At 61.0% G+C, this 21,318-nt stretch carries 22 protein-coding genes; 9 read left to right on the top strand and 13 right to left on the bottom strand.

Going from position 1 to position 21,318, the window contains the following annotated elements:
* Positions 1-56 precede the first annotated feature (56 nt).
* Together AK2_RS04245 and AK2_RS04240 are read left to right on the top strand one after the other, a co-directional pair.
* Positions 57-1,076, top strand: coding sequence for a peptidoglycan-binding protein (locus tag AK2_RS04245; RefSeq protein ID WP_067931755.1), 1,020 nt, complete (start codon positions 57-59; stop codon positions 1,074-1,076).
* A complete protein-coding gene (locus tag AK2_RS04240) occupies positions 1,077-1,526 on the top strand; it encodes a hypothetical protein (protein WP_067931754.1) in 450 nt (149 codons plus the stop codon).
* Positions 1,527-1,608: 82 nt separating this feature from the next.
* On the opposite strand, the gene ispG is transcribed toward AK2_RS04240, so the two are convergent.
* Positions 1,609-2,712: a flavodoxin-dependent (E)-4-hydroxy-3-methylbut-2-enyl-diphosphate synthase gene (ispG, locus tag AK2_RS04235; RefSeq protein WP_067931752.1), complete on the bottom strand. Its 1,104-nt coding sequence runs from the start codon at positions 2,710-2,712 to the stop codon at positions 1,609-1,611.
* Between the two features lie 152 nt (positions 2,713-2,864).
* On the opposite strand from ispG, the gene AK2_RS04230 reads away from it, so the two are divergent.
* Positions 2,865-4,019, top strand: coding sequence for a class I fructose-bisphosphate aldolase (locus tag AK2_RS04230; protein WP_245632763.1), 1,155 nt, complete (start codon positions 2,865-2,867; stop codon positions 4,017-4,019).
* 100 nt (positions 4,020-4,119) lie between these two features.
* On the top strand, positions 4,120-4,317 hold the full coding sequence (locus tag AK2_RS04225) for a YjzC family protein (RefSeq protein WP_067931748.1): 198 nt from the start codon (positions 4,120-4,122) through the stop codon (positions 4,315-4,317).
* Between the two features lie 60 nt (positions 4,318-4,377).
* Here AK2_RS04225 and AK2_RS16805 read toward each other — a convergent pair whose 3' ends face one another.
* The 5 genes from AK2_RS16805 to AK2_RS04205 all read right to left on the bottom strand — a co-directional run bounded on the left by AK2_RS16805 (position 4,378) and on the right by AK2_RS04205 (position 9,049).
* The gene (locus tag AK2_RS16805; RefSeq protein ID WP_157076220.1) at positions 4,378-4,548 is read right to left on the bottom strand and encodes a hypothetical protein; all 171 of its coding nucleotides are present in this window, start codon (positions 4,546-4,548) and stop codon (positions 4,378-4,380) included.
* 12 nt (positions 4,549-4,560) lie between these two features.
* On the bottom strand, positions 4,561-5,187 hold the full coding sequence (locus AK2_RS04220; RefSeq protein ID WP_067931746.1) for a hypothetical protein: 627 nt from the start codon (positions 5,185-5,187) through the stop codon (positions 4,561-4,563).
* 54 nt (positions 5,188-5,241) lie between these two features.
* On the bottom strand, positions 5,242-6,870 hold the full coding sequence (gene ctaD, locus AK2_RS04215; RefSeq protein ID WP_067931744.1) for a cytochrome c oxidase subunit I: 1,629 nt from the start codon (positions 6,868-6,870) through the stop codon (positions 5,242-5,244).
* 69 nt (positions 6,871-6,939) lie between these two features.
* Entirely contained in the window at positions 6,940-7,575 is a 636-nt protein-coding gene (coxB, locus tag AK2_RS04210) for a cytochrome c oxidase subunit II (RefSeq protein ID WP_067931742.1), read from the bottom strand.
* A 298-nt stretch (positions 7,576-7,873) separates the two neighbouring features.
* On the bottom strand, positions 7,874-9,049 hold the full coding sequence (locus AK2_RS04205) for an MFS transporter (RefSeq protein WP_067931741.1): 1,176 nt from the start codon (positions 9,047-9,049) through the stop codon (positions 7,874-7,876).
* A gap of 185 nt (positions 9,050-9,234) precedes the next feature.
* Between AK2_RS04205 and AK2_RS04200 the strand changes: the two genes are divergently transcribed.
* Together AK2_RS04200 and acnA are read left to right on the top strand one after the other, a co-directional pair.
* A complete protein-coding gene (locus AK2_RS04200; RefSeq protein ID WP_067931739.1) occupies positions 9,235-9,717 on the top strand; it encodes a hypothetical protein in 483 nt (160 codons plus the stop codon).
* 248 nt (positions 9,718-9,965) lie between these two features.
* Positions 9,966-12,692 carry an aconitate hydratase AcnA gene (gene acnA, locus AK2_RS04195; protein ID WP_067931737.1) on the top strand — a complete coding sequence of 909 codons (2,727 nt, stop codon included), beginning with the start codon at positions 9,966-9,968 and terminating at the stop codon, positions 12,690-12,692.
* 117 nt (positions 12,693-12,809) lie between these two features.
* On the opposite strand, the gene AK2_RS04190 is transcribed toward acnA, so the two are convergent.
* Both AK2_RS04190 and AK2_RS04185 read right to left on the bottom strand, forming a co-directional pair.
* Complete coding sequence (locus AK2_RS04190; RefSeq protein ID WP_067931735.1) at positions 12,810-13,259, bottom strand: hypothetical protein; 450 nt, start codon at positions 13,257-13,259, stop codon at positions 12,810-12,812.
* Positions 13,260-13,745: 486 nt separating this feature from the next.
* A complete protein-coding gene (locus tag AK2_RS04185) occupies positions 13,746-14,912 on the bottom strand; it encodes a uracil-xanthine permease family protein (protein ID WP_067931733.1) in 1,167 nt (388 codons plus the stop codon).
* A gap of 135 nt (positions 14,913-15,047) precedes the next feature.
* Here AK2_RS04185 and tlp point away from each other — a divergent pair, with 135 nt between their 5' ends.
* From tlp to AK2_RS04170, 3 genes are all read left to right on the top strand, one after another.
* Positions 15,048-15,275 carry a small acid-soluble spore protein Tlp gene (gene tlp / locus AK2_RS04180; RefSeq protein ID WP_067931731.1) on the top strand — a complete coding sequence of 76 codons (228 nt, stop codon included), beginning with the start codon at positions 15,048-15,050 and terminating at the stop codon, positions 15,273-15,275.
* A 143-nt stretch (positions 15,276-15,418) separates the two neighbouring features.
* Positions 15,419-16,063, top strand: a complete 645-nt coding sequence (locus tag AK2_RS04175) for a Maf family protein (protein WP_067931729.1) — start codon at positions 15,419-15,421, stop codon at positions 16,061-16,063.
* A gap of 60 nt (positions 16,064-16,123) precedes the next feature.
* Positions 16,124-16,726 (top strand): sterol desaturase family protein, encoded by a 603-nt coding sequence (locus AK2_RS04170; protein WP_067931727.1) that lies wholly within the window; start codon positions 16,124-16,126, stop codon positions 16,724-16,726.
* 25 nt (positions 16,727-16,751) lie between these two features.
* Here AK2_RS04170 and nagA read toward each other — a convergent pair whose 3' ends face one another.
* From nagA to AK2_RS04145, 5 genes are all read right to left on the bottom strand, one after another.
* The gene (nagA, locus tag AK2_RS04165; RefSeq protein WP_067931725.1) at positions 16,752-17,921 is read right to left on the bottom strand and encodes an N-acetylglucosamine-6-phosphate deacetylase; all 1,170 of its coding nucleotides are present in this window, start codon (positions 17,919-17,921) and stop codon (positions 16,752-16,754) included.
* A 39-nt stretch (positions 17,922-17,960) separates the two neighbouring features.
* Positions 17,961-19,652 (bottom strand): phosphoenolpyruvate--protein phosphotransferase, encoded by a 1,692-nt coding sequence (ptsP, locus tag AK2_RS04160; protein ID WP_174521139.1) that lies wholly within the window; start codon positions 19,650-19,652, stop codon positions 17,961-17,963.
* A 73-nt stretch (positions 19,653-19,725) separates the two neighbouring features.
* Positions 19,726-19,989, bottom strand: a complete 264-nt coding sequence (locus AK2_RS04155; RefSeq protein WP_067927746.1) for an HPr family phosphocarrier protein — start codon at positions 19,987-19,989, stop codon at positions 19,726-19,728.
* 170 nt (positions 19,990-20,159) lie between these two features.
* Positions 20,160-20,834: a bacillithiol biosynthesis deacetylase BshB2 gene (gene bshB2 / locus AK2_RS04150; RefSeq protein WP_067931723.1), complete on the bottom strand. Its 675-nt coding sequence runs from the start codon at positions 20,832-20,834 to the stop codon at positions 20,160-20,162.
* 66 nt (positions 20,835-20,900) lie between these two features.
* Positions 20,901-21,251, bottom strand: coding sequence for a YojF family protein (locus AK2_RS04145; protein ID WP_067931721.1), 351 nt, complete (start codon positions 21,249-21,251; stop codon positions 20,901-20,903).
* Positions 21,252-21,318 lie beyond the last annotated feature (67 nt).

Genomic DNA, 21,318 nt, shown 5'->3' with positions numbered 1-21,318 from the left:
CGAGGCGCCATATGTTGCTGTAGGCATCCGAGGCCGCAAAAAAGGGGGTGACCGGTTTGGAGGCTTGGCAAGGCAAGATGGTTTGGGTATGGGAAGTGAGCGAATCCAGCGGCGGCAACATTCAGGCCATCATTGCGCGGGCGCAGAGCGCGCGACTCGCCGGGCTCATCGTCAAGGCGCACGACGGCCGCGACTTTTGGTCGCAGTTTTCTTCCAGCCTGGTCCACCAGCTGCACGGAGCCGGCCTGGCGGTGGGCGCGTGGGGCTACTGTTACGGCGCCCACCCCGACGAGGAGGCTGCCAATGCGCACAGGGCCCTGTCCCTGGGTGCCGACTTTTATGTGGCGGATGTGGAGGCGGAATTCGAGCGATCCGGTATGGCTGACGCGGCCACCCGGCTGATGGCGGCCATCCGGCAGCGGGCCGGCGGCAAACCGATTGGCTATTCGACGTTCGGACTCCCCAAATATCACCCGGATTTCCCGTTTTCCTCCTTCAACCGTCACGCAGACTTCACCATGCCGCAGGTGTATTGGGGAGACTTTCGCCTGCCGCCCAGAACGGCCGTGGCGCAGAGTTTGGCTTATTACCGTGCCTACCAGATTCCCGTCGCGCCGGTTGGACAGGCGTACGGCAGCGTGACCCCAGGTCAACTCCAATCGTTCATGGACGCGTGCAAGAACCAGCCGGGCTACTCGTTTTGGGACTATCAATCAGCGACACCGGCGATGTGGTCGGTGATCTCCGGCGGCCCGGCCCCGACCCAGAAAGGAGGCACGAGCATGCTTGAGCGAGGCAGTCAAGGCCAAGCGGTGAAGCTGCTCCAGGAGGAGCTCAACCTGGTGCTCCATGCGCACCTGGCGGTTGATGGCGTGTACGGCCCCAAAACGGAGGCGGCCGTGAAAAGTTTTCAACAACAGCATCACCTGACGGTGGACGGTGTCGCGGGAGTGATGACCTTGACCACGCTGGGCAAAGCGCTGTATCAACTGCCCAACCCCGACACAGTGCCGAAGCTGCGTGAAGCATTGGAGTTATTGCAAAAAGCGGAAAAAATGCTGCAAGGAGTGAGCTGAGTGAACGGCGCACTGGAGTTACAAATTCTCGAATCCCTGTTGAGTCTGATGACCCTGCTGATAGGCATCGGTATCAGCGCCCTGGCGCCGCACCTGAAACGGATTGTCAGCGCGCACGCCGACAGCAAGCAGGCGCAGCTGGCCGCACACGTGATCGACGGGTTGGCCGCCATCGCCCAAGCGGTGGTTCAGGAATTCAACCAGAAGGTAGTGGCCGACGCCAAGAAGGCCGGCGTGTTCACCCCGGCACTGGCGCAGAGCGTCAAGCAGGATGCGGTGTCTGCCGTGATCAGCCAAGCCGGGCCGCTGGCCGCGCTGGGTAGGGAGGTCATCGGCGACCTGCCCAGCCTGGTATCGAGCCTGGTTGAACAAGCGGTCGCCAAGCATCATATTGATACCCCGGGCGGTGGGGCGACCTCCGCCTGCCCACCCGCCAACTCCGCTTCTTGACCGGGCGCGTCTTTCGGTACAGCAGCGCCGCCCCCCGTGGGCCGCCGCGCCCCTCGGGCGGCTTGCGAGCGTCCCGCCCGGTTCAGACCCCCACCTCTTCTTCATGCAGCTTTCCAGTCTCCTGGTAGCGCTTCGCCATCGCGTCGATCTCCCGCTTCAACTCGGCCACCAACTCCGTTTCCGGCACCTTGCGCACCACCTTGCCCTTGCGGAACAACAGGCCTTCCCCGCGGCCGCCAGCGATGCCGATATCCGCCTCCCGGGCCTCGCCGGGACCGTTGACCGCGCAGCCGAGCACCGATACCTTTATCGGAGCCTGGATGTGCTGCAGGTAATCCTCGACCTCGTTGGCCACGGAAATCAGGTCGATGTCTATGCGGCCGCACGTCGGACAGGAGACCAAGGTCGGCGCATTGGAGATCAGGTGGAACGTCTTCAACAGTTCACGGGCCACCTTCACCTCTTCGACCGGATCGGCGCTGAGCGAGACCCGGATGGTGTTGCCAATCCCCATCGACAAGAGCGTGCCCAACCCGGCAGCGCTCTTGATGGTGCCGCTGTACAGCGTGCCGGACTCGGTGATGCCCAGGTGTAGCGGATAATCGAACGTCTCGGCCGCCAGCCGATACGCCTCAATCGCTAATTGGACATCCGACGCCTTCATGGACACGACAATGTCGTGAAAATCAAGTTCTTCCAAGATGCGGATATGGTGCAAAGCGCTCTCCAGCATTCCCTGGGCTGTCGGGTAGCCGTACTTGTCCAGGATGTGGTGCTCCAAGGAACCGGCGTTGACACCGATGCGGATGGGAATCCCCCGTTCTTTGCAGGCCTTGACCACCGCCTCCACGCGTTCGCGGCCACCGATGTTCCCCGGGTTGATGCGGACCTTGTCCACACCGCCGCGAATCGCTTCCAGGGCCAAACGATAATCAAAATGAATATCGGCGACCAAGGGAATGTGGATGCGCCGCTTGATCTCGGGAATCGCTGCTGCCGCCTCACGGTTGTTCACGGTGACGCGGACCACCTGACACCCCGCTTCCTCCAGGCGCAGGATCTCACGCACGGTCGCTTCCACATCCGCCGTCTTGGTCGTCGTCATACTCTGGATGACCACTTGATCACGGCCGCCGATGGAGACATCGCCCACTCGGACCGTCCGTGTTTGCTGACGCAGGTACATAGGGTCGCCTCCAGTACATAGACTCTACTGCAATTATACATAATCCCTATGTATTCGGCTGGCCAGTTCGCCGTTCGGAGCCCGCGGCGCAAAGCGGGCGGTAAACATTCGCACGACTTCCCTACAAGCGACGGGATTTGATACAGTATGGTGTGAAACGTGCAGACAGGGTGAGCCTGTCCCAGACTTGTCGATCCGGCCGCGTCTGCGCCGGCGAGAATGGAGCGTGTTCCCAGACGATGATTGACCAAATTGTCACCTACCTGGGGAGCGAGGCTGATGACCTCCTCTCTCATACCTGCGGCACCATCCCCAAAGAGAGCTTGACCTTGCCCGGGCCAGACAGTGTGGACAAAGTGTTTGCCGCGTCCAACCGCAACAACCAGGTTCTGCGCAACCTGCAGCAGCTGTTGAACACCGGCCGTTTGAGCGGCACCGGATACGTCTCCATCCTGCCTGTCGACCAGGGCATCGAACACTCGGCAGGCGCTTCGTTCGCTAAAAACCCGGCCTATTTCGATCCGGAGAACATTGTCAAGCTCGCGATTGAAGGCGGCTGCAACGGCGTCGCCTCGACGCTGGGCGTGCTGGCCCTGACTTCGCGCAAATACGCTCATAAAATTCCGTACATCGTCAAGATCAACCACAACGAGCTGCTGACCTACCCGAACAAATTCGACCAGGTCTTGTTTGCCAGCGTACGCCAGGCCTGGGAATTGGGAGCGGCGGGCATCGGCGCCACCATCTACTTCGGGTCGAACGAGTCGACGCGCCAGCTGCAGGAGATCAGCGCGGCCTTCGAGGAGGCGCACCGGCTCGGCATGTTCACCATTTTGTGGTGCTACCTGCGCAATCCGCAGTTCAAAAAGGACGGTGTCGACTACCATGTCGCCGCGGACCTGACCGGCCAGGCCAACCACCTGGGCGTAACCATCGAAGCGGATATTATCAAGCAGAAGCTTCCGGAGACCAACGGAGGATTCAAGGCGTTGAACATGGAAGGCAGCAGCTACGGGAAGACGGACGAGCGGATTTATACGGAATTGACGACCGACCACCCCATCGATTTGGCCCGCTACCAAGTGGCGAACTGCTACATGGGCAAAATTGGCCTCATCAATTCCGGAGGCGCTTCCGGTGCCAACGACTTCGCGGAAGCGGTGCGCACCGCGGTCATCAACAAACGGGCCGGTGGCATGGGTTTGATTTCGGGCCGAAAGGCGTTCCAGCGGCCGATGGACGAAGGCGTGAAGCTGCTCAACCTGATTCAAGACGTCTATCTGTGCAACGATGTGACCATCGCCTGAACCCGGCATCATAGTCCCCGTTCTGTCCTGACATACTATGGACGCAGCCGTCCCCTGCCGGACGGCTGTTCCTACAAAGGCCAGGACAGGAGGGACGACGGTGGGACAGCACAAACAGTTTGAACCCGGTTGGGAAGTCCCCAACGACGGCTTTTACATCGAAGTCGGGGAGCACCCAGACAGCGCCTCCATTCGCGACCCGCGGAAAGTTCACCTGAAACGGGGCGACACCTTTCCCGCAACCAGCAACCACAACCGCAAATGGGTGCGCATGAAGGCGCATAACACGAAAGACTGAGCGGGGTGGCGTCCCGCTTTTTTCTCATAGGGCCGCACCCATCATGAGGCGAGCAAGGGGTCAGACATCCTCCCCGGTCATGGAGCTGTCGTGAGACACGGGAACGGTCGGCGCGGCCGGGTGGTTTCCGCGCCCCTTCTTGACGTTCGACAGATACGTCGTGTAACGCAAAACTAGCAGGAACACCGCGACGAACGCAAACAATCCCAAGGCAAACGCAATCAGTCGCATCGAATCATCCCCTCAGGCGTGCAGGCCGCACCAGGCAGCGAACTGACCGACAGTCAGCACCCGTTCCATCAACAGCACGACAATGCCAAACATGACCGTGTACAGCCACACGTTCATCGCCACCGGAAAGAACGCATTCACCTTGGCCTTGTTCGCAAAGCTGGCGTACCAACCGGCGATGGCAATCAATACCGTGGAAATGAACGTTAAGGCAAACACAATCATCGAGGTCGGCCAGTCTATCGTCTTGATCTGCTGGTTGTAGCCGGCGAACCACAGCATGAGCCGGAACTGAATCAACGTCGTGGCCACCCAAGACAATACCGCCAGCGCCAACACCGCATTGAACGCCTGCCACCGGTCCCTGGCGAAGAAGGTGGCGGCCACCAGCACCAACACCCCGGACACAATCAGGATCAAGGTATCCCAATAGGGCAGGTCGGTCAGCAGCTGATTGTTCAGGGTAAACTTGCTCGGATTCCAACCACGCAGGTAGACGTTCGAGGCGACAAACACGGCCGCCATGAACGTCAAGGCGGCCAGGCCAAGCCACACCGCCAGGTTTGCATTGGCCTGCGGGTCTATGCGTTCATCGTGCACTACCTGTCCGCCATGCCCCTTCTCCATCCGCACAGCCATAGCCGCATCTCCCCTCTCTCCGTATATGCCTTCAATCGCCTGTGTCCTGCACCGTCAAGCCCATGTTGGATTCGCCTCCGGTTCCGGTTGCGGCGGGTCATACGGCCGGTACGGGTTGTCGGTGACGGTCGGAATTTCGTCGAAATTGTGCTCCGGAGGCGGGGACGAAACCTGCCACTCCAGAGTCTGAGCGCCCCACGGATTGGGACCAACCTTCACCCCGTACTTGGCCGCCCAGAAGAGGTTTGCGACAATCAACAGGGTGCCCAGCCCCAAGACGTAAGAGCCGATTGTGGCTACATCGTTCCAAAACATGTACTGCGGCGGATAGGTCGCGTATCGCCGTGGCATGCCGGCCAAACCGAGAAAGTGCATCGGAAAGAAAGTCAGCTGCGTACCGACGAAGTAGAACCAAAAAGAGACATGCCCCAGCGTCTTGTTGTACATTCGGCCCGTGACTTTGGGAAACCAAAAGTGCAGCCCGGCCATGATGGTCATGACGCTGCCGCCGAACAGGACGTAGTGAATGTGGGCGACGACGAAATACGTGTCGTGCAGGTCCATATCCAGCGGCACCGCGGCCACCAAGACACCGCTGAACCCACCGATGATGAACGATCCGATGAACCCGAGCGACGCGTACATCATCGGCACTGAGTACTCGACTGAACCGCGCCACATCGTCGCCAACCAGTTGAAAATCTTCACCGATGTCGGTACAGCGATGACCAGCGACGAGATCATGAAAGGAATGCCCTCGGACATCTGCATCCCAGCGACAAACATGTGGTGAGCCCACACAAAAAAGCCGAGAAAGCCAATCGCGACGCTGGAGTAGGCAATCGCGTGATAGCCAAAGATTGGCTTGCGGGAAAACACCGGCAAAACTTCCGAGATGATCCCGAACGCAGGCAGAATCATGATGTAGACCGCAGGGTGCGAATAGAACCAGAACAGGTGCTGGTACAGCATCGGATCGCCGCCGGCGCTGGCGTTGTAAAACACGGTCGACCAGTGGCGGTCGGACAAAAGCGTGGTGATGGCTCCGGCCAAAGCAGGGGTACCGAACAATTGCATCCACGCGGTGACCCAGATGCTCCAGGTGAACAGCGTCATGCGGTTGAACGACATGCCGGGAGCGCGCATCTTGTGAATGGTGACCAAAAAATTGATGGCCCCGAGAATGGACGACAGGCCGGCCAAGTGCACCGAGAAAATCCAAAAGTCGATGCCGCTGCCCTTGGCGGACACGCTGTATGGCGGATAGGCGGTCCACCCGGCGTCGGGCATGCCTCCGGCCATACTGCACAGCATGATGACGCCCGAAGCCAGGTACAGCCAGTAGCTCAGGGCGTTCATACGGGGGAACGCCATGTCGCGGGCGCCGATGTGCAGGGGTATGAGATAGTTTCCAAACGCCCCGGTCAGAAGTGGGATGATAACCAGAAAGATCATGATGGTGGCGTGCATGGTAAAGAATTCGTTGTAGGACTGTGCGTCAAACACCCCTTGCGGGACAAGCAAGTCGGTGCGCACCAGGAGCGCAAACAGACCTCCCAGGAGGAAGAAGAAGATAGCGGTAACCCCGTACATAACGCCGATTTTCTTGTGGTCGACGGTCAACACCCACTCGCGCACAAACGACTGCCGGCGTGGGCGCGGATGGCTCAGGACAGCCTCCATGAATCCTCACCTCGCAGGTGGAACTGTTCGCGGTCGTCGCCCAAACGGCCGCGGTTCTCCTCTACGGACCTATTTCTTCAACGAGGATACCCACTGCTGAAACTCGGCTTGTGTCACGACCCTGCCGGTCGCGTGCATCTGCGAATGGCCGGCGCCGCAGAACTGGTCGCAGGGCACATCGAACACGTGTCCCACCATGTCCGGTTTGATATTGATCCAAAACTGTGTGATGCGCCCAGGCAGAGCGTCCTGCTGTAGCCGCACATCTGGTATGTAAAAGCCGTGTATAACGTCCGCCGATGTGATGTCAAACAGCACCGGCGTCCCTGCCGGCACCTCCAGCGTCCGAGCGTGCGCCCCGTTTGGGTACTCAAAGTCCCAATACCACTCGTGGCCGGTGACGCGAATGGTCACATCCTGCGCCGGCGGCTTTTGAAGCGCATACACGTACGGGACGCAAAACGCGCCCAAGCCGATCAAAATGGCGGCCGGCACAAGCATCCACACCACCTCGAGCTTGGTGTTGCCGTGCACCGCAGCCCCCGTCGGATTGCGCCGGGTCCGCCGGTAGCGAATCAGGAACGTGATCAACAAGGCTTCGACCAAGACGAAAAAGAAGGCCACTACGCCCAGCATGATGTAGAAAAACGAATCCACGTTGTGCGCCATCTGAGTCAGCTCCACCGGCAACCACGATGAGAACACGATGCCCCCTCCTTTACCGGTTTGCCGTCAAAGCCATGGCTGGGCCCCTGGAGCCTCGGCATCGTAGATTCACGGCTCCCGGGCGTCCTGCCAGCCAGGGATGAATAATTCCCCTTGCCACACGTTGCATGCCCTTCGCACAGCCAGTCTCCCAAATCCCTTTAAGATTCCGATAGAATTAGCAACAAGGAACAAACACTCAATTCAAGATACGGGTACAGTTTACCATAGAAAGGCCGCCGCGAGTCAAGCAACGCGGCGGCTTCTGCATGCTGCTGAACACTTCGGCCAAGTTCGCTCAGAGAGTCTCTGCGGCCGCCCGCTTGGCCTGCAATTCTCCGCGCTGAAACGCCGCCACCAGACCAAGTCCAGCCACGCACACCAATGCCGTCACGACAAACGGCAGGCCTTTGTCCCACTGATACAGCACCGTGGCCAGCAAGGGGCCCACGATGCGGGCGAGGGAATCCATCGATGACAGCAACCCGGAGGCCAGACCCTGGCCCACCGTTGTCCGCTTGCTCACCAAGGAGGTCACAGTCGGCTTGAGCACCGTGTTGCCGGCCCCGAAGATGGTCATGAACAAGGCCGCCGTCCAGAAACTGTGCGAGAGCAGGACCAAAAACAGGCCGACAGCCGATACGGCGAGTCCCAGATAGAGGGTTGGGACCTCCCGGCCGTGTTTGACGTACCGCTGCACGATGCCGCCTTGGATAAGGGCGCCGACGACTCCTGAAATGAAGAACATATATCCAATCTGCGTCGGTGTGGCGCCTATCTTCCACATCTCGTAGTACTGAAAACAACCTTCCAACGCGGCAATCGTAAACTGGGCGATGAAATCCACCAGGTACATGTACTTCAATGAACCGGCAAACGCCGCCCACCTGGACCGGGTGCTGGTGGTCACGTGGACACGCTGCTCCCTATCCGGTTCCCGCAGCGACACAAGCGCCCATAGGGCGTTCAGCAAGGCCAACGCGGCCGCCACAAAAAACGGAATGGCTACGCCAAACTTGGCGAGGATGCCGCCCACGCCAGGACCAATGATGAACCCCAGCCCGATGCTCATGCCGGCAAACGCCATGCCGCGCGTGCGGTCCTCCACACCTGTCACATCCGCGATGTAAGCCATGGCCGTGGCCGTCACCGCGCCTGAGAAACCACCGCCGACAATGCGCGCCAAGTACATCAACCACAGCATGTCCTTGGCCAACCCGAACAAGAAGAAGCTGAAGGCAAACCCAACCAACCCGACTATCAGGACCGGCTTGCGCCCAATTCGGTCGGACAATCGCCCCCACCAGGGGGAAATGAAAAAGGCCACGGCCGAATACACGGCGAGCATCAGGCCCAGGTGGTACGGCTGGGCGCCGACATGGGCAACCATCATCGGCAGCACCGGTATAACCAGCCCAAAGCCGACAAAAACCGTCACAATCATGGACAGAATCACTGCAAGCCGTCTGAGCACCGCTACATGCCTCCTCTATTCGCCATTCTCAGGATAGCACCAACGGCCGTCGTTCAACACCTTTTGGCCACTAAAGAATGTGTCCAGCCATTGACATTCCGAGCCGCCGGTCGGAGCCGTGTTTTGCAGTATAATCACTAATAGTAGGAATGGTATGAAGACACGCCTGCCGGGGGTGACACAAAGTGAACTCACTGCCAGCGCGCACCGACTCAAGCAAACGGCATCAGTGGCGCACGCGGGCTTGGGTCTTGGCGATGGCCGGCATCATCACCGGATTGGTCCTGACACTGATTCCTGTGATGCACCACATCGCGGCCGCGCGTGAAGCCGCTCACCAGCACACGTTTATGGAATACGTCACGGTTCACCACCTCGGGACCCTTACCGTGATTGATTCCGGCACCGGGCTGGACCCGGTTTCCTATGTGCTGACCGTGCGCCGCCCGGTCCCCGTCCGCGACCGTGAGGCGTTCCTCGCCCGCCTGATGAAGAAGTACTACGAATATGACAAGGGAGAGTTGCTGTCTGTGGTCTACCGCTCCGCGACGGGCGACGACCTACCCATCGGTTCGGCCCATTACGATGACTCGACGGGACGGCTGCAGCTGACTATCAACCTCGCCAGCGGCGGCACCCGCGTCGTCAATCAGGATGCGCATTGGTGAAAGCGCATCCCTTCAGGCGGCACGTGAGCCGGCCGCAAAGCCTATCCCCCACTTGCAAACGGTCACAGAAAGGGAGTAGAGTGTCAACGGTGCGAACTTTATGTGTCGAGTCTGTGTCAAGGTGGATGAGATCGGTTATTGGGATTTGAAATCGCCTCATCGGCTTTTCTTATCTGCCTTCGACAAGCGGACAGCGCATCTGCGACAATGGGTGTCGAGGAAATGACAGCCAGAGTGGGGGGAACGTAATGGCGAACCAATTGCAAGACCCGTTTGGCATCAAAAAGAAGTTAACCATCGATAACAGCCAGTTCACCTACTACCACCTCGGGGAACTGGAACGAAAAGGCGTCGCGGACGTCAAAAAGCTCCCGTTCTCGATCAAGATTCTGCTGGAGGCGGTGGTGCGCCAATACGACGGCCGTGTGATTGACGAAAACCACGTCAAAGAATTGGCGAATTGGCGCGCGGCTTCGCCACAGCGCACGGACGTGCCGTTCAAACCGGCCCGCATTTTGCTGCAGGACTTCACCGGCGTGCCGGCCGTCGTCGACCTGGCTGCGATGCGCGCCGCCATGCAGCGGATTGGGGGCAATCCAAAGCGCATCAACCCGCTCATCCCTGTTGATCTGGTCATCGACCACTCCGTGCAGGTGGACGCGTTCGGATCGAAAGAAGCGCTGGAGTTTAATATCAAGCGGGAGTTCGAGCGCAACGAGGAGCGCTACAAATTCCTGCACTGGGCGCAGAAGACGTTCGACAACTTCCGCGTGGTTCCGCCGGGAACCGGCATCGTCCACCAGGTGAACCTGGAGTATCTGGCTTCCGTCGTCGGGCGCCGCGAGATCGGCGGCGAGACGGTGGTCTTCCCGGACTCTCTGGTCGGCACCGACTCGCACACCACTATGATCAACGGCATCGGCGTCCTCGGCTGGGGCGTCGGCGGCATCGAGGCCGAAGCCTGCATGCTGGGACAACCCCTGTATCAGCTGATGCCCCAGGTCGTCGGCTTCAAGCTGACCGGCCACCTGCCCGAAGGGGCGACAGCCACGGACCTGGCGCTGACGGTCACACAGATGCTGCGCAAGAAGGGTGTCGTCGGCAAGTTCGTCGAGTTCTATGGACCGGGGTTGAGCAACATCAGCGTCGCCGACCGCGCCACAGTCGCCAACATGGCCCCCGAGTATGGCGCGACGATGGGCTTTTTCCCGGTCGACGAGGAGACGCTCAACTACCTGCGCAGCACCGGCCGCGACGAAAGCCAGGTTCGGCTCGTCGAAGCGTATTGCAAAGAGCAGGGCTTGTTCCGCACCGACGCCACGCCCGATCCGGTATTCACCGATACCCTGGAACTCGACCTGGGTGATGTCCAGGCGACCTTGGCGGGTCCGCGCCGGCCACAGGACAAGATTGAACTGACGAAAATGAAGTCCACCTTCGAGGAGACCCTGCAAAAGCCGCTCGACCAAGGCGGGTTTGGCCTCAGCGACGAAGACGTCCGGAAGGAGGTTCAGGTGCAATACCCGGAGGGCGTGCAATCCACCATGAAGCCGGGCGCGGTGGTCATCGCGGCGATTACCAGCTGCACCAACACCTCCAACCCGACGGTCATGGTCGGCGCCGGCTTGCTGGCTAAAAAGGCGGTGGAGAAGGGGCTGAAGACCCCGGCCTACGTGAAGACCAGCCTGGCGCCCGGATCGCGCGTCGTGACCGATTACCTGGAACAGTCCGGTCTCCTGCGCTACCTGGAGCAGCTCGGGTTCGACGTGGTCGGCTACGGGTGCACCACCTGCATCGGCAACAGCGGCCCGCTGCCGGACGCTATCTCCGACGCCATCAAGGACAACGACCTGCTGGTGTCGGCGGTGCTCTCGGGCAACCGGAACTTTGAAGGTCGCATTCATTCCCTGGTACGCGCCAACTACCTGGCGTCGCCGCCGTTGGTCGTCGCCTACGCCTTGGCCGGAACGGTCGATATCGATTTGACGAAAGATCCCATCGGGCACGATGAAGACGGAAACCCGGTCTACCTGAAGGACATTTGGCCGTCTCCGAACGAAGTGGCCGAGGTCATTCGTTCGGTCATCACGCCAGACCTGTTCCAGAAGAAATACGCCAACGTGTTCAACAGCAACGAGCGCTGGAACGCCCTGTCCAGTCCGGAAGGCGAATTGTACCAGTGGGACGAAGCATCGACCTACATTCAGGAACCGCCGTTCTTTGTCGGCCTGACCGCGGACGTGCCCAAGGCCCAGAGCATCGAGGGAGCGGCCGTGCTGGCGCTGCTGGGCGATTCGGTGACCACGGACCACATCTCCCCCGCCGGCAACATCGCGTACGACAGCCCGGCCGGCAAGTACCTGCGTGACCACGGCGTCAAGCCGGCCGACTTTAACTCGTACGGATCGCGCCGCGGCAATCACGAAGTGATGATGCGCGGAACGTTCGCCAACATCCGCATCCGCAACCAGATGGCGCCGGGAACCGAGGGTGGGTTCACCACCTACCTGCCGACCGGCGAGGTCATGCCGATTTACGACGCGGCCATGAAGTACAAGGAAAACGGTCAGCCGCTTGTGGTCATCGCGGGCAAGGAGTACGGCACCGGCAGTTCGCGCGACTGGGCGGCGAAAGGGACCATCCTGCTCGGCGTGCGGGCGGTCATCGCGGAGAGCTTCGAACGCATCCACCGCAGCAACCTGGTGGGTCTCGGCGTGTTGCCGCTGCAGTTCAAGGCGGGTGACAGCTGGAAATCGCTCGGCATCACCGGTCGGGAACGGTTTGACATCCTGGGCCTGGATGGCGACCTGCAGCCGGGACAGGACATCACGGTCAGGGCGACGCGGGAAGACGGAACGAGCTTCACCTTTACCACGACCGCTCGCCTGGATAACCAGGTGGACATCGAATACTTCCGCAACGGCGGCATTCTCCAGACCGTGCTGCGCAATTTCCTGCGCGGCACCGCCCAATGAACCTGCCATCCATGGCGTGACAAAAAAACCAGGGGCTGCTCCCACGGGAGCCCCCTGGTCTTTTCTGTCGACCGTCTAGGACGCCGCTTTACAGATTGCTTTGAGGGCGCTTTCCTCTCAAGGCAGCACATAGTCAAACACGGTCTGATTGGCGGCGTCAGTGGTCACGCCCTGTTCGCCCTCTCTGGCGTCAGAGTAAGCCCCCCATACAGCCCGCGATTGCCAAGTCGAACTGTGCGGCGCGAAGAATTCCACCTCAACGGCCACCGCGTCAGGGTGTGCCTGGCGAACCTGTTGGATGATGTCCCGCGCGTACGCTTCCAAATGCGACTTCTCACTGTTGACCGTCTCCACACGGACGACGTAGGCATGGGGATTCCCCGCCTCCGCCACCGACTTGACGGCGTAGTACGGGCGCCCAAGATACAGGCTCACCAGAGACACCGCCGCCAAGACGATGAAGCCGACAAAGTGCCAGCGGCTGAGATAGCGCCGCACAAGCCGCAATAGGCCCCACAACAAAAGGATGACGGCCAAAACGCCTGCAACCAGACCGACAACCAGCATGTCTACTCTCCTTCTGTCCCCGTCCGCTTTCACAACAGCAGGGGAAATCGCGCAATCCGTCAGACTCCTAGTATACAGGAGCCATGGTTTCCATGGCTATGGCAGAAAACGGACAACGCCCGCTGCGCTGGCACGGTGTCCCATCGATGCCGTAACCATGGACAAGGAAAGACCCGGCGCAATCGCCGGGTCCCTGTCGGACACTGGGCACTTTTGTGAATGCCTCTTCGTTCCGTGCGACCAGTCAAAAAGAGCCGCCGGTCAAGTCTGGAGGTTTGACGACGCCTTGTGAGCACGGCGTCGTATCAGCTCTTCCTCGGGTTCCCCGCGCGCCATGCTCTGACTGGCGAGAGCATTCGCAATGGGTCCAGAGGCCTCATCGCCGCGTCCAATGGACTTGCGTCTCGATGTCATCACACAGCCCTCCCAACGCGGTGTCCGACACTTGATAACGTGCCCACTCCGGTCGTCAAGTATGAGGTGGCATCAAACCGGTTTACGACTCACGTCCGGCAGCACCCAATATATGACAAGCCCCGCCAGCGTGGCCAACGCGACGCCGTTGTTCGGGTAGCCGACGCCGACGATGAAGATGACCCCGGCCACAATCAGGTTCTTCATGTTCGTCAAATCGACCCGTTCTTCAATCACGTGGCGAATGCCCATGGCCGCAATCATTCCGAACAAAAGGATGCTGATACCGCCCATAACCGGAACCGGAATGGTGTGAATCAAAGCCCCCACCTTGCCAAACAGCCCCAATATGATGGCGACGACGGCCGCTCCTTGAATGATGCGGGCGGAATACTGACGCGTGATGGCCAAGACGCCCAGATTCTCCGCGTACGTGGTCTGAGCAGGGCCGCCCACGAGAGCGGACAGGAAGGTCGCGGCGCCATTGCCCCAGAGCACGGAGGAAAATCCAGGGTCTTTGGTCACATCGCGACCGGTGATTTCGTTGAGGACGAACATGTGACCGAGGTCCTCAACCATGGTGACCAACGCGATGGGGGCCATGGCCAACACGACGGAGCCCGTGAAATGCGGCAGAACAAAGTGGGGCAACGACAGTATGGGTGCGCTGGCAACAGGGTGCAGGTCCACAAGACCGCGCGCGTACGCGTATATGTATCCGACCAGAATCCCAACCAATAAGGGGACAACGCGCAGCTGCCGCGGCCCCACCAGCGAGGCGGCAATCGCCGCGGCTAGGCTGACAATCGCCGCGTCCCAGTGCACCGCTGCCATGTTGGTGACCGCGGTGCCGGCCAGCGACAATCCGATGACCGAGACCACCGGCCCCACCACGACCGGAGGAATGAAGCGCCGCACGCGCGCGAATCCCAACCTGGTCACGAGCAAGGCCACCAGGGCGTAGACCACCGCCACGCTGACCAAACCAGCGGCCGCCTCCGCGGGTGAGTGGTACTTCCCCACGTAAAGGGCCAGGGGCGCAATGAACGCAAACGAAGACCCAAGGTACGTAGGCACCTTGCCGCGCGTGATGGCATGAAATACGAGCGTGCCCACACCGCTGGCGATCAAGGCGCTGCCGGCATCCAATCCGGTCATGTAAGGGACCAGCACGGTGGAGCCAAACATTGCGAACACATGTTGAATCGAGAGCGGCACCGCCCTCCAAAATGACCTCATCACATCCACTCCTCCACAATCCTGCCATGTCAGGTTGTCCGCACGCAGCCTGTATAACCATAGCATAAAAGGGTCCCCGACAACGCACCCTATGCCCAGTTTTCCACTAACTTTTTCGAGGAGGAATGTAAATCCATGGCGAAACTGGATGACCGCAGCGACAATGTGGAAAAACTTCAGCGGTCGATTCAAAACACGATGGCCAACCTGCGGGAAGCCAACGACTTTCTCAAGGCGCACGGAGAACAGATGAATGAGCGGGACAAGGCCGCCCTGGAGGCAAAGAACGAGCGGCGGGAGCGCGCCATCGAGGGGTTCCGGGATGAAATCCAGGATGAGGTGGAAGACGCTCATCAACTGTGAACATTCTACCGTGGGCGCCAAAGGCCGACGGTCTGGGACGGCCCGCGGCGCCCACATCCCTGCCCACTTGCCCGGCGTGGCGACCGTTTGTTGTACAATAGCCGAGGAAGGCCGTCTGCTGACGCAGGCAAGGGGGAACACGAATGGCGGTTATGAACCAGGCGCGCCTGGTGTTGGCTTCTTCGTCGCCGCGCCGACGCCAGCTTTTGGCTATGTTTCAACGCCCGTTTGAGGTGCAAACCAGTGAGACCGACGAATCGGTGCCCGGCCGTCCTCATCCGGCCGAGCTGGTGCAGACACTGGCCGCGCGAAAGGCGGGCGCGGTGTTGCAAAGGCTCGGTGGCCGCGACACCCTGGGCGATCCGGTTATCGTCATCGGCGCCGACACGGTGGTCTCGCTCGATGGCGAGATCTTGGGCAAACCGCGCGGCCATGAGCAGGCTTTCGTGATGCTCTCGCGGCTACAGGGCAGGACGCACGATGTGTACACAGGGCTGTGCGTGCTGGCCCGGGACACCCACGGCGCCATCCAACAGCGCCAGGGGTTTTCACGGACCCGAGTGCACATGTCGAGTCTGAATCCCCAACAAATCCACGCCTACATCGCCACCGGGGAGCCTCTCGACAAGGCAGGGGCCTATGGAATTCAAGGTTACGGATCTATTCTCATCCACCGCATCGAGGGCGACTATTTCACCGTGGTGGGTCTGCCGCTCCACCTACTAGGGCGTTACCTGGAGGAACTCGGCTGCCCGCTGCTGGACCCGCAAAATCGGCCGGCGGAGTGACATCCCCTCGCAACTGTACTAAAATACTTCCGTAAATCCTTGTTGATAGAGGCGATGATAATGCCGTACGGAAAGGAATTTTTGCGGGACCACCGAGTGCTGTTTCTCTTCTTGGTGTTGGCTGCTGACATCGTGGTCGCACTGATTCAGCCCTATCGGCCGATGCTCTGGCTGGCCATCCTCGCGGGCATCGTCCTGTTCTATTTCATTGAATACATCACGCACCGCTTCGTGCTGCATGGGATTCTCCGGCTCATTCTACCAAAGGCCTACGAGGGCCATGTGGTTCATCATCAACTGCCCACCGAGCTGAAATACATGTTGACGCCCAACGTGTACAACGTGCCTGGGTATATCGTGTACTGGGTGATTGGGTACCTCGGCACCCGGAGCGCCCTGCTCACCGCCGGGCTGATTGTCGGCACGTCGCTCGCGCAACTGTACTACGAATGGACCCACTTTGTCTCACACCGGCCCATCGTGCCGCGAAGCGCCTGGGGGCGGTGGATGAAAAAGTACCACCTGCTGCATCACTACAAGAACGAAAACTATTGGTTCGGCGTCACCAACCCCAGCCTCGACATGGTCATGGGCACCAACCCCAAGCAGGACGAAGTCGCCACCGTCAGTTCCGCACTGAAAGGCGAGACCTGGCAGCGCTAGTCTCGCCGCTCTCTGCACATACGCGTTAGCGTTGAAAGATACGCTCTCCTCCAACCCAAGTCGCGAGGACAGATAAGGATTCGTCGAGGAGTACCAAATCAGCATCCATACCGGGACGAATGTCGCCCTTGCGATGCGAGAGTCCGAGCTGGCGGGCTGGCGTTGTGCTGGCCATGCGCACGGCGTCGAGCAAGCCGACCCCCACCTTGACGGCCATGTTGCGTACAGCCTGGTCCATGGTCAACGTGCTGCCGGCGAGCTGGTCGCTGCCTGCCAAGCAGGCGCGCCCGTCGTGCACCGACACAGGCAAGCCGCCCAGCTCATATTCTCCATCCGGGCGCCCGGCGGCCGCCATGGCGTCTGTAATCAAAGCCACGCCGTCGGCTCCCTTCACCTTCACCACCAACCGCAGGACGTCCCAATCGACATGCTGCCCGTCCGCAATCAACTCGCAGACCACGCGCTCGTCCAAGAGGGCCTGCGCCACCGGCCCCCCCTGCCGATGGTGCAGGCCGCGCATGCCGTTAAATAGGTGTGTGGCCTGGCGCACCCCTTGCTGGATGGCCGCGCGGGCCGTATCGGAGTCGCAATCTGTGTGCCCCATCGAAGCCAGCACCCCCTGCCGGCAGACCCACTCTATCAACTCACGCGCTCCGGGACGCTCGGGGGCAAGGGTCATGCTGCGGACCAGTCCAGGCACCCGCGCCAGCAGCGACTCGGCCAGGGGCACGGACGGATCGACAATGTGCTCCGGATTCTGTGCCCCACGCCGGCTGGGAGCGATGAAAGGCCCCTCGAGATGGACGCCGAGAATGGTGGGGCCTTGCCACCGTCGCTGACGGACCTCATGCACGGCGTCCAGCGCCTGGAGCAGCCGGTCGGCGGACGCGGTCAGGGTTGTCGGGAGCCAAGCGGTGGTGCCATGAGACGCATGAAAGCGGCCTATACGCTCCACGCTCTCCGGCTTGCCATCCATGACATCGGCTCCGTCCCCCCCGTGCACGTGCATGTCGACAAACCCAGGCACCAGCCAGGCCGCGCGCGGATCCGCAAAAGGCGACGGCGCCGCCAGAGGCGCCGGTCCGGAGCCCAACTCACGGATGACGCCGTTGTGCACCCACACGTACCCGTCTTCACAGATGCCGGTTGAAGTGACGATACGAATCCCGCCGACGACCCAGTCATCGCTCCCCATGCGATGCGCCACCTCCAGCCAAGCGATAAGATCGGCCCGTCACTTCTCCAGCATCTTGGAGGCGTGGATACGAGCCGTGGAACTGTCGACCTCCGACAACCGCAGCTTGACGGCGGGGATGGAGCCGGCGCTCATGGATAATTCGGTCAGCCCAAGCCCAACCAGACACTCCGTGGCGTCCACGTCGCCCGCCAGCTCACCGCACATGCCCACCGGGATGCCCGCCTTATGGGCCGCGTCGCACGTCATCTGCACCAGCCGCAGCACGGCCGGGTGCAACGGCTGATACAAATCAGCCACCTGCTCGTTGCCCCTGTCGACCGCCAGCGTGTACTGGGTCAAGTCGTTGGTGCCGATGCTCATAAAGTCCACTTCGCAGGCGAACGCGTCGGCCAGCACGGCCGCCGCGGGAATCTCCACCATCATGCCGACCTTGATCTGTTCGGCCACCGGCACGCCGGCGGCCGCCAATTCTTCGCGGCATTCGCCGAGCACGCTCTTGGCCTGCCTGAGTTCGGCCAGCGACTGGATCATCGGGAACATGATCCACAGTTGCCCGTGTCGGCTCGCCCGCAACAAGGCGCGCAGCTGCGTCCGAAAAACCGACGGTTGGTCCAAACAGAAGCGAATCGCCCGGTGGCCGAGGAACGGGTTTTCCTCCTTGGGCAACTGGGCAAACGGCAGGGGCTTGTCCCCGCCGATGTCAAGCGTGCGAATCACCACCGGCCGCGGGGCGAACGCCTCCAGGACGGACCGGTACGCTGCGTACTGCTCCTCCTCTGTGGGCCAATGGTCAGAATTCTGATACAAGAATTCGGTTCGGAATAGGCCGACCCCCTCCGCTCCGTTGGCGAGCGCCGGCTCCACGTCTTTGAGGCTGCCGATGTTGGCGAACACCTCGATGCGCACACCATCCTTCGTCCTGGCCGACGCCTGCGCAGCAGCACGCAGAGCCTCCCGCCGGGCGCGCTGTTCTTCCGCCTCTTGGCGGGCGCGCTGGGCCGATGCTTCGTCCGGATTTACCGTGACCTCCCCGGTCCGTCCGTCCACCACCAGGATGTCTCCGTCGTGCACCTGGGCGATGGCTTCTGCGCCCAAGCCGACCACACTCGGAATCCCCATCGTCCGCGCCAAAATGGCGGTATGGGCGGTCTTGCTGCCATGCGCCAGCACAAACCCAGCCACCCCCGCAGGCAATTGGGCGGTATCGGAAGGTGCCAATTCGTCCGCCACGATGATGGCGCCGTCCGGTACGTCCCGCCCGACCGTCTCAGCACCGCTCAACACCTGCAGCAAGCGCTTCCCGACATCCCGGATGTCGGCCGCCCGCGCCCGCAGGTACTCGTCGGGAATCGCGGCCAGCATATCCGCCGTCGCCTCGGTGACCTGCTGACACACCGCTTCGGCGTTGAGTCGATCGGCCGCGATTCGTTTGCCGATCTCGCCGACATACGCCGGATCGTCCAAGAAAGCGAGGTGGGCGTCGAACACCCTGGCCTCCGCCTCTCCCACCTGGGCAGCTGTCTTTTCCCGGATGCGCGTGATTTGCTGCTTCGCTGTCGCAACCGCCGCCTCAAACCGCTCTTGTTCCACGACGACCTGCTCTGGCGCCAATTGGCGCACAGGCACGGCCGCCGCTTGGGTCTGCCACAGGAACGCTGGCCCCACCGCCAGCCCTTCCGATGCGGCGATTCCACGATACACTCGTTCCACCGATTGCACTTCGTCCATCCTCTCTAAATGATCAGCAAGCCCGCCCCGACCGCCACCGCGGCCGGGCCGACGCGCGAGCGCACCGTGTGAATTATTCCCCTAGACCGCTTTCAATAAGAGCGACGACCGATTGTATGGCCGCCTCCTCGCCCTCGCCTTCGGCGCGAATCGTCACCGTCTGACCGGATTGAACCGCCAGCGACATGACACCGAGGATGCTCTTGGCATCCACCTCTTTGTCCTCTTTGCGGATCCATATCTGGCAGCTGTGGCGGCCGCACTCCTGGACCAACAGCGCAGCCGGCCGTGCGTGCAGCCCGCTCGGGTTGTGAATGGTGACCGTTTGTTCTGTCATCAGGACTCTCCTCTCTCAGCCGCTATGGCCTGGCTGATAACGGTGTATGCCCTTATTGTATCGATTTTTGCCCCGGTTGTGGCCAGACTCCCGCGTCCACGGCCATATTTCACATTTCCTGAATGTGTGGATGTGCGTTATCCGGGACATGGCCCGGAAAGCCCGGCGCCTCAATCGGCAAAGCGGTAGGTGTAATACGATTCCTTGCTCCGCTCCGCCTCCATCCTCCGGGCCGCATCAGGGTTTTTCGCGAGCTGTTCCTCCAGATTTTTGAGCATCGCCTCCGACTGCGAGCGGTGCGCGCGGATGGCCGCCATCTTGACGTCCAGAACCGAGCTGACGTCGTTGATTACGTCCGGATATCCCAACTTTTCCCGGGCGTCGCGGGAAAAAGCGCTGCAGTGCACGGTCGGCCGCTGGTCCTTGGGCAACATCTCGACCGCGCGCACGGTTGCCGCGCCGAGCGCGTTGTGGTCTGGGTGCACCGCGAATCCCGGGTAGTGCGTGATGACGAGGGAGGGTTTGAGCTCCAGGATGATGTCCCGAATGCGTTCGGCCAGCGCTTCCCGGTCCTCAAACTCCACCGTCTTGTCGCGCAGCCCCAACAACCGCAAATCCCGAATGCCGAGAACCTGGCAGGCTTCGCGCAGTTCCTGTTCCCGCACCTGGGGCAACGACTCGCGCGTGGCGAAAAACGGCTTGCCCATGTTGCGCCCCATCTCCCCCAGCGTGCCGCAAACATAGGTGACCGGTGTGCCAGCCTGTGTGTGCATGGCGATGGTGCCTCCGCTGCTGAACGTTTCGTCGTCCGGGTGTGGGAAGACTACCAAAACGTGCCTTTCCATTGTGTTCAACTCCCTTTCCCGCTGCACGCATCAGCGTAGGATACAGACCGCAAAGCAAAGCTGCGCCTAGACGCGGAACGGAGTGCGGCTGAGTTCCAAGGCGACCGCCAGGCGGCCCTCGCGGTCATGGCCGGCCATCAGCAGCCGTCCCTCAGAGTCCACCTCGTAATCGGTCAGTCCCTCGGCGTAAACCCAGCCTTGGTCCATCTTCAGCCCCACCCGAAACGGGCCGTCTCCACTCACCACCCCGCGGTGATACCGGATGCGCCCGTTGCGAATGTACGCACACACAGCCATCTGCGACTCCTGCCTGTGCGCCGCGTACGCCCCGTTGGTCGTCTCCAGGTGCAGATACAAATCCTGGTTTTCAAACTCGTTGAGGGCGGCCTGCACCGCCTCTTTATTGATGGGTCCCATGACACAACCTCCATCCATCAAGCCTGGTCCACAAAGCCGGTCGCTACCTCATAGGTTAGCAAACTCT

Source organism: Alicyclobacillus kakegawensis NBRC 103104, assembly GCF_001552655.1.
GTDB lineage: Bacteria > Bacillota > Bacilli > Alicyclobacillales > Alicyclobacillaceae > Alicyclobacillus_G > Alicyclobacillus_G kakegawensis.
Note: the sequence above shows the minus strand (reverse complement) of the source record. Positions and strands in the feature narration are given on the sequence as shown.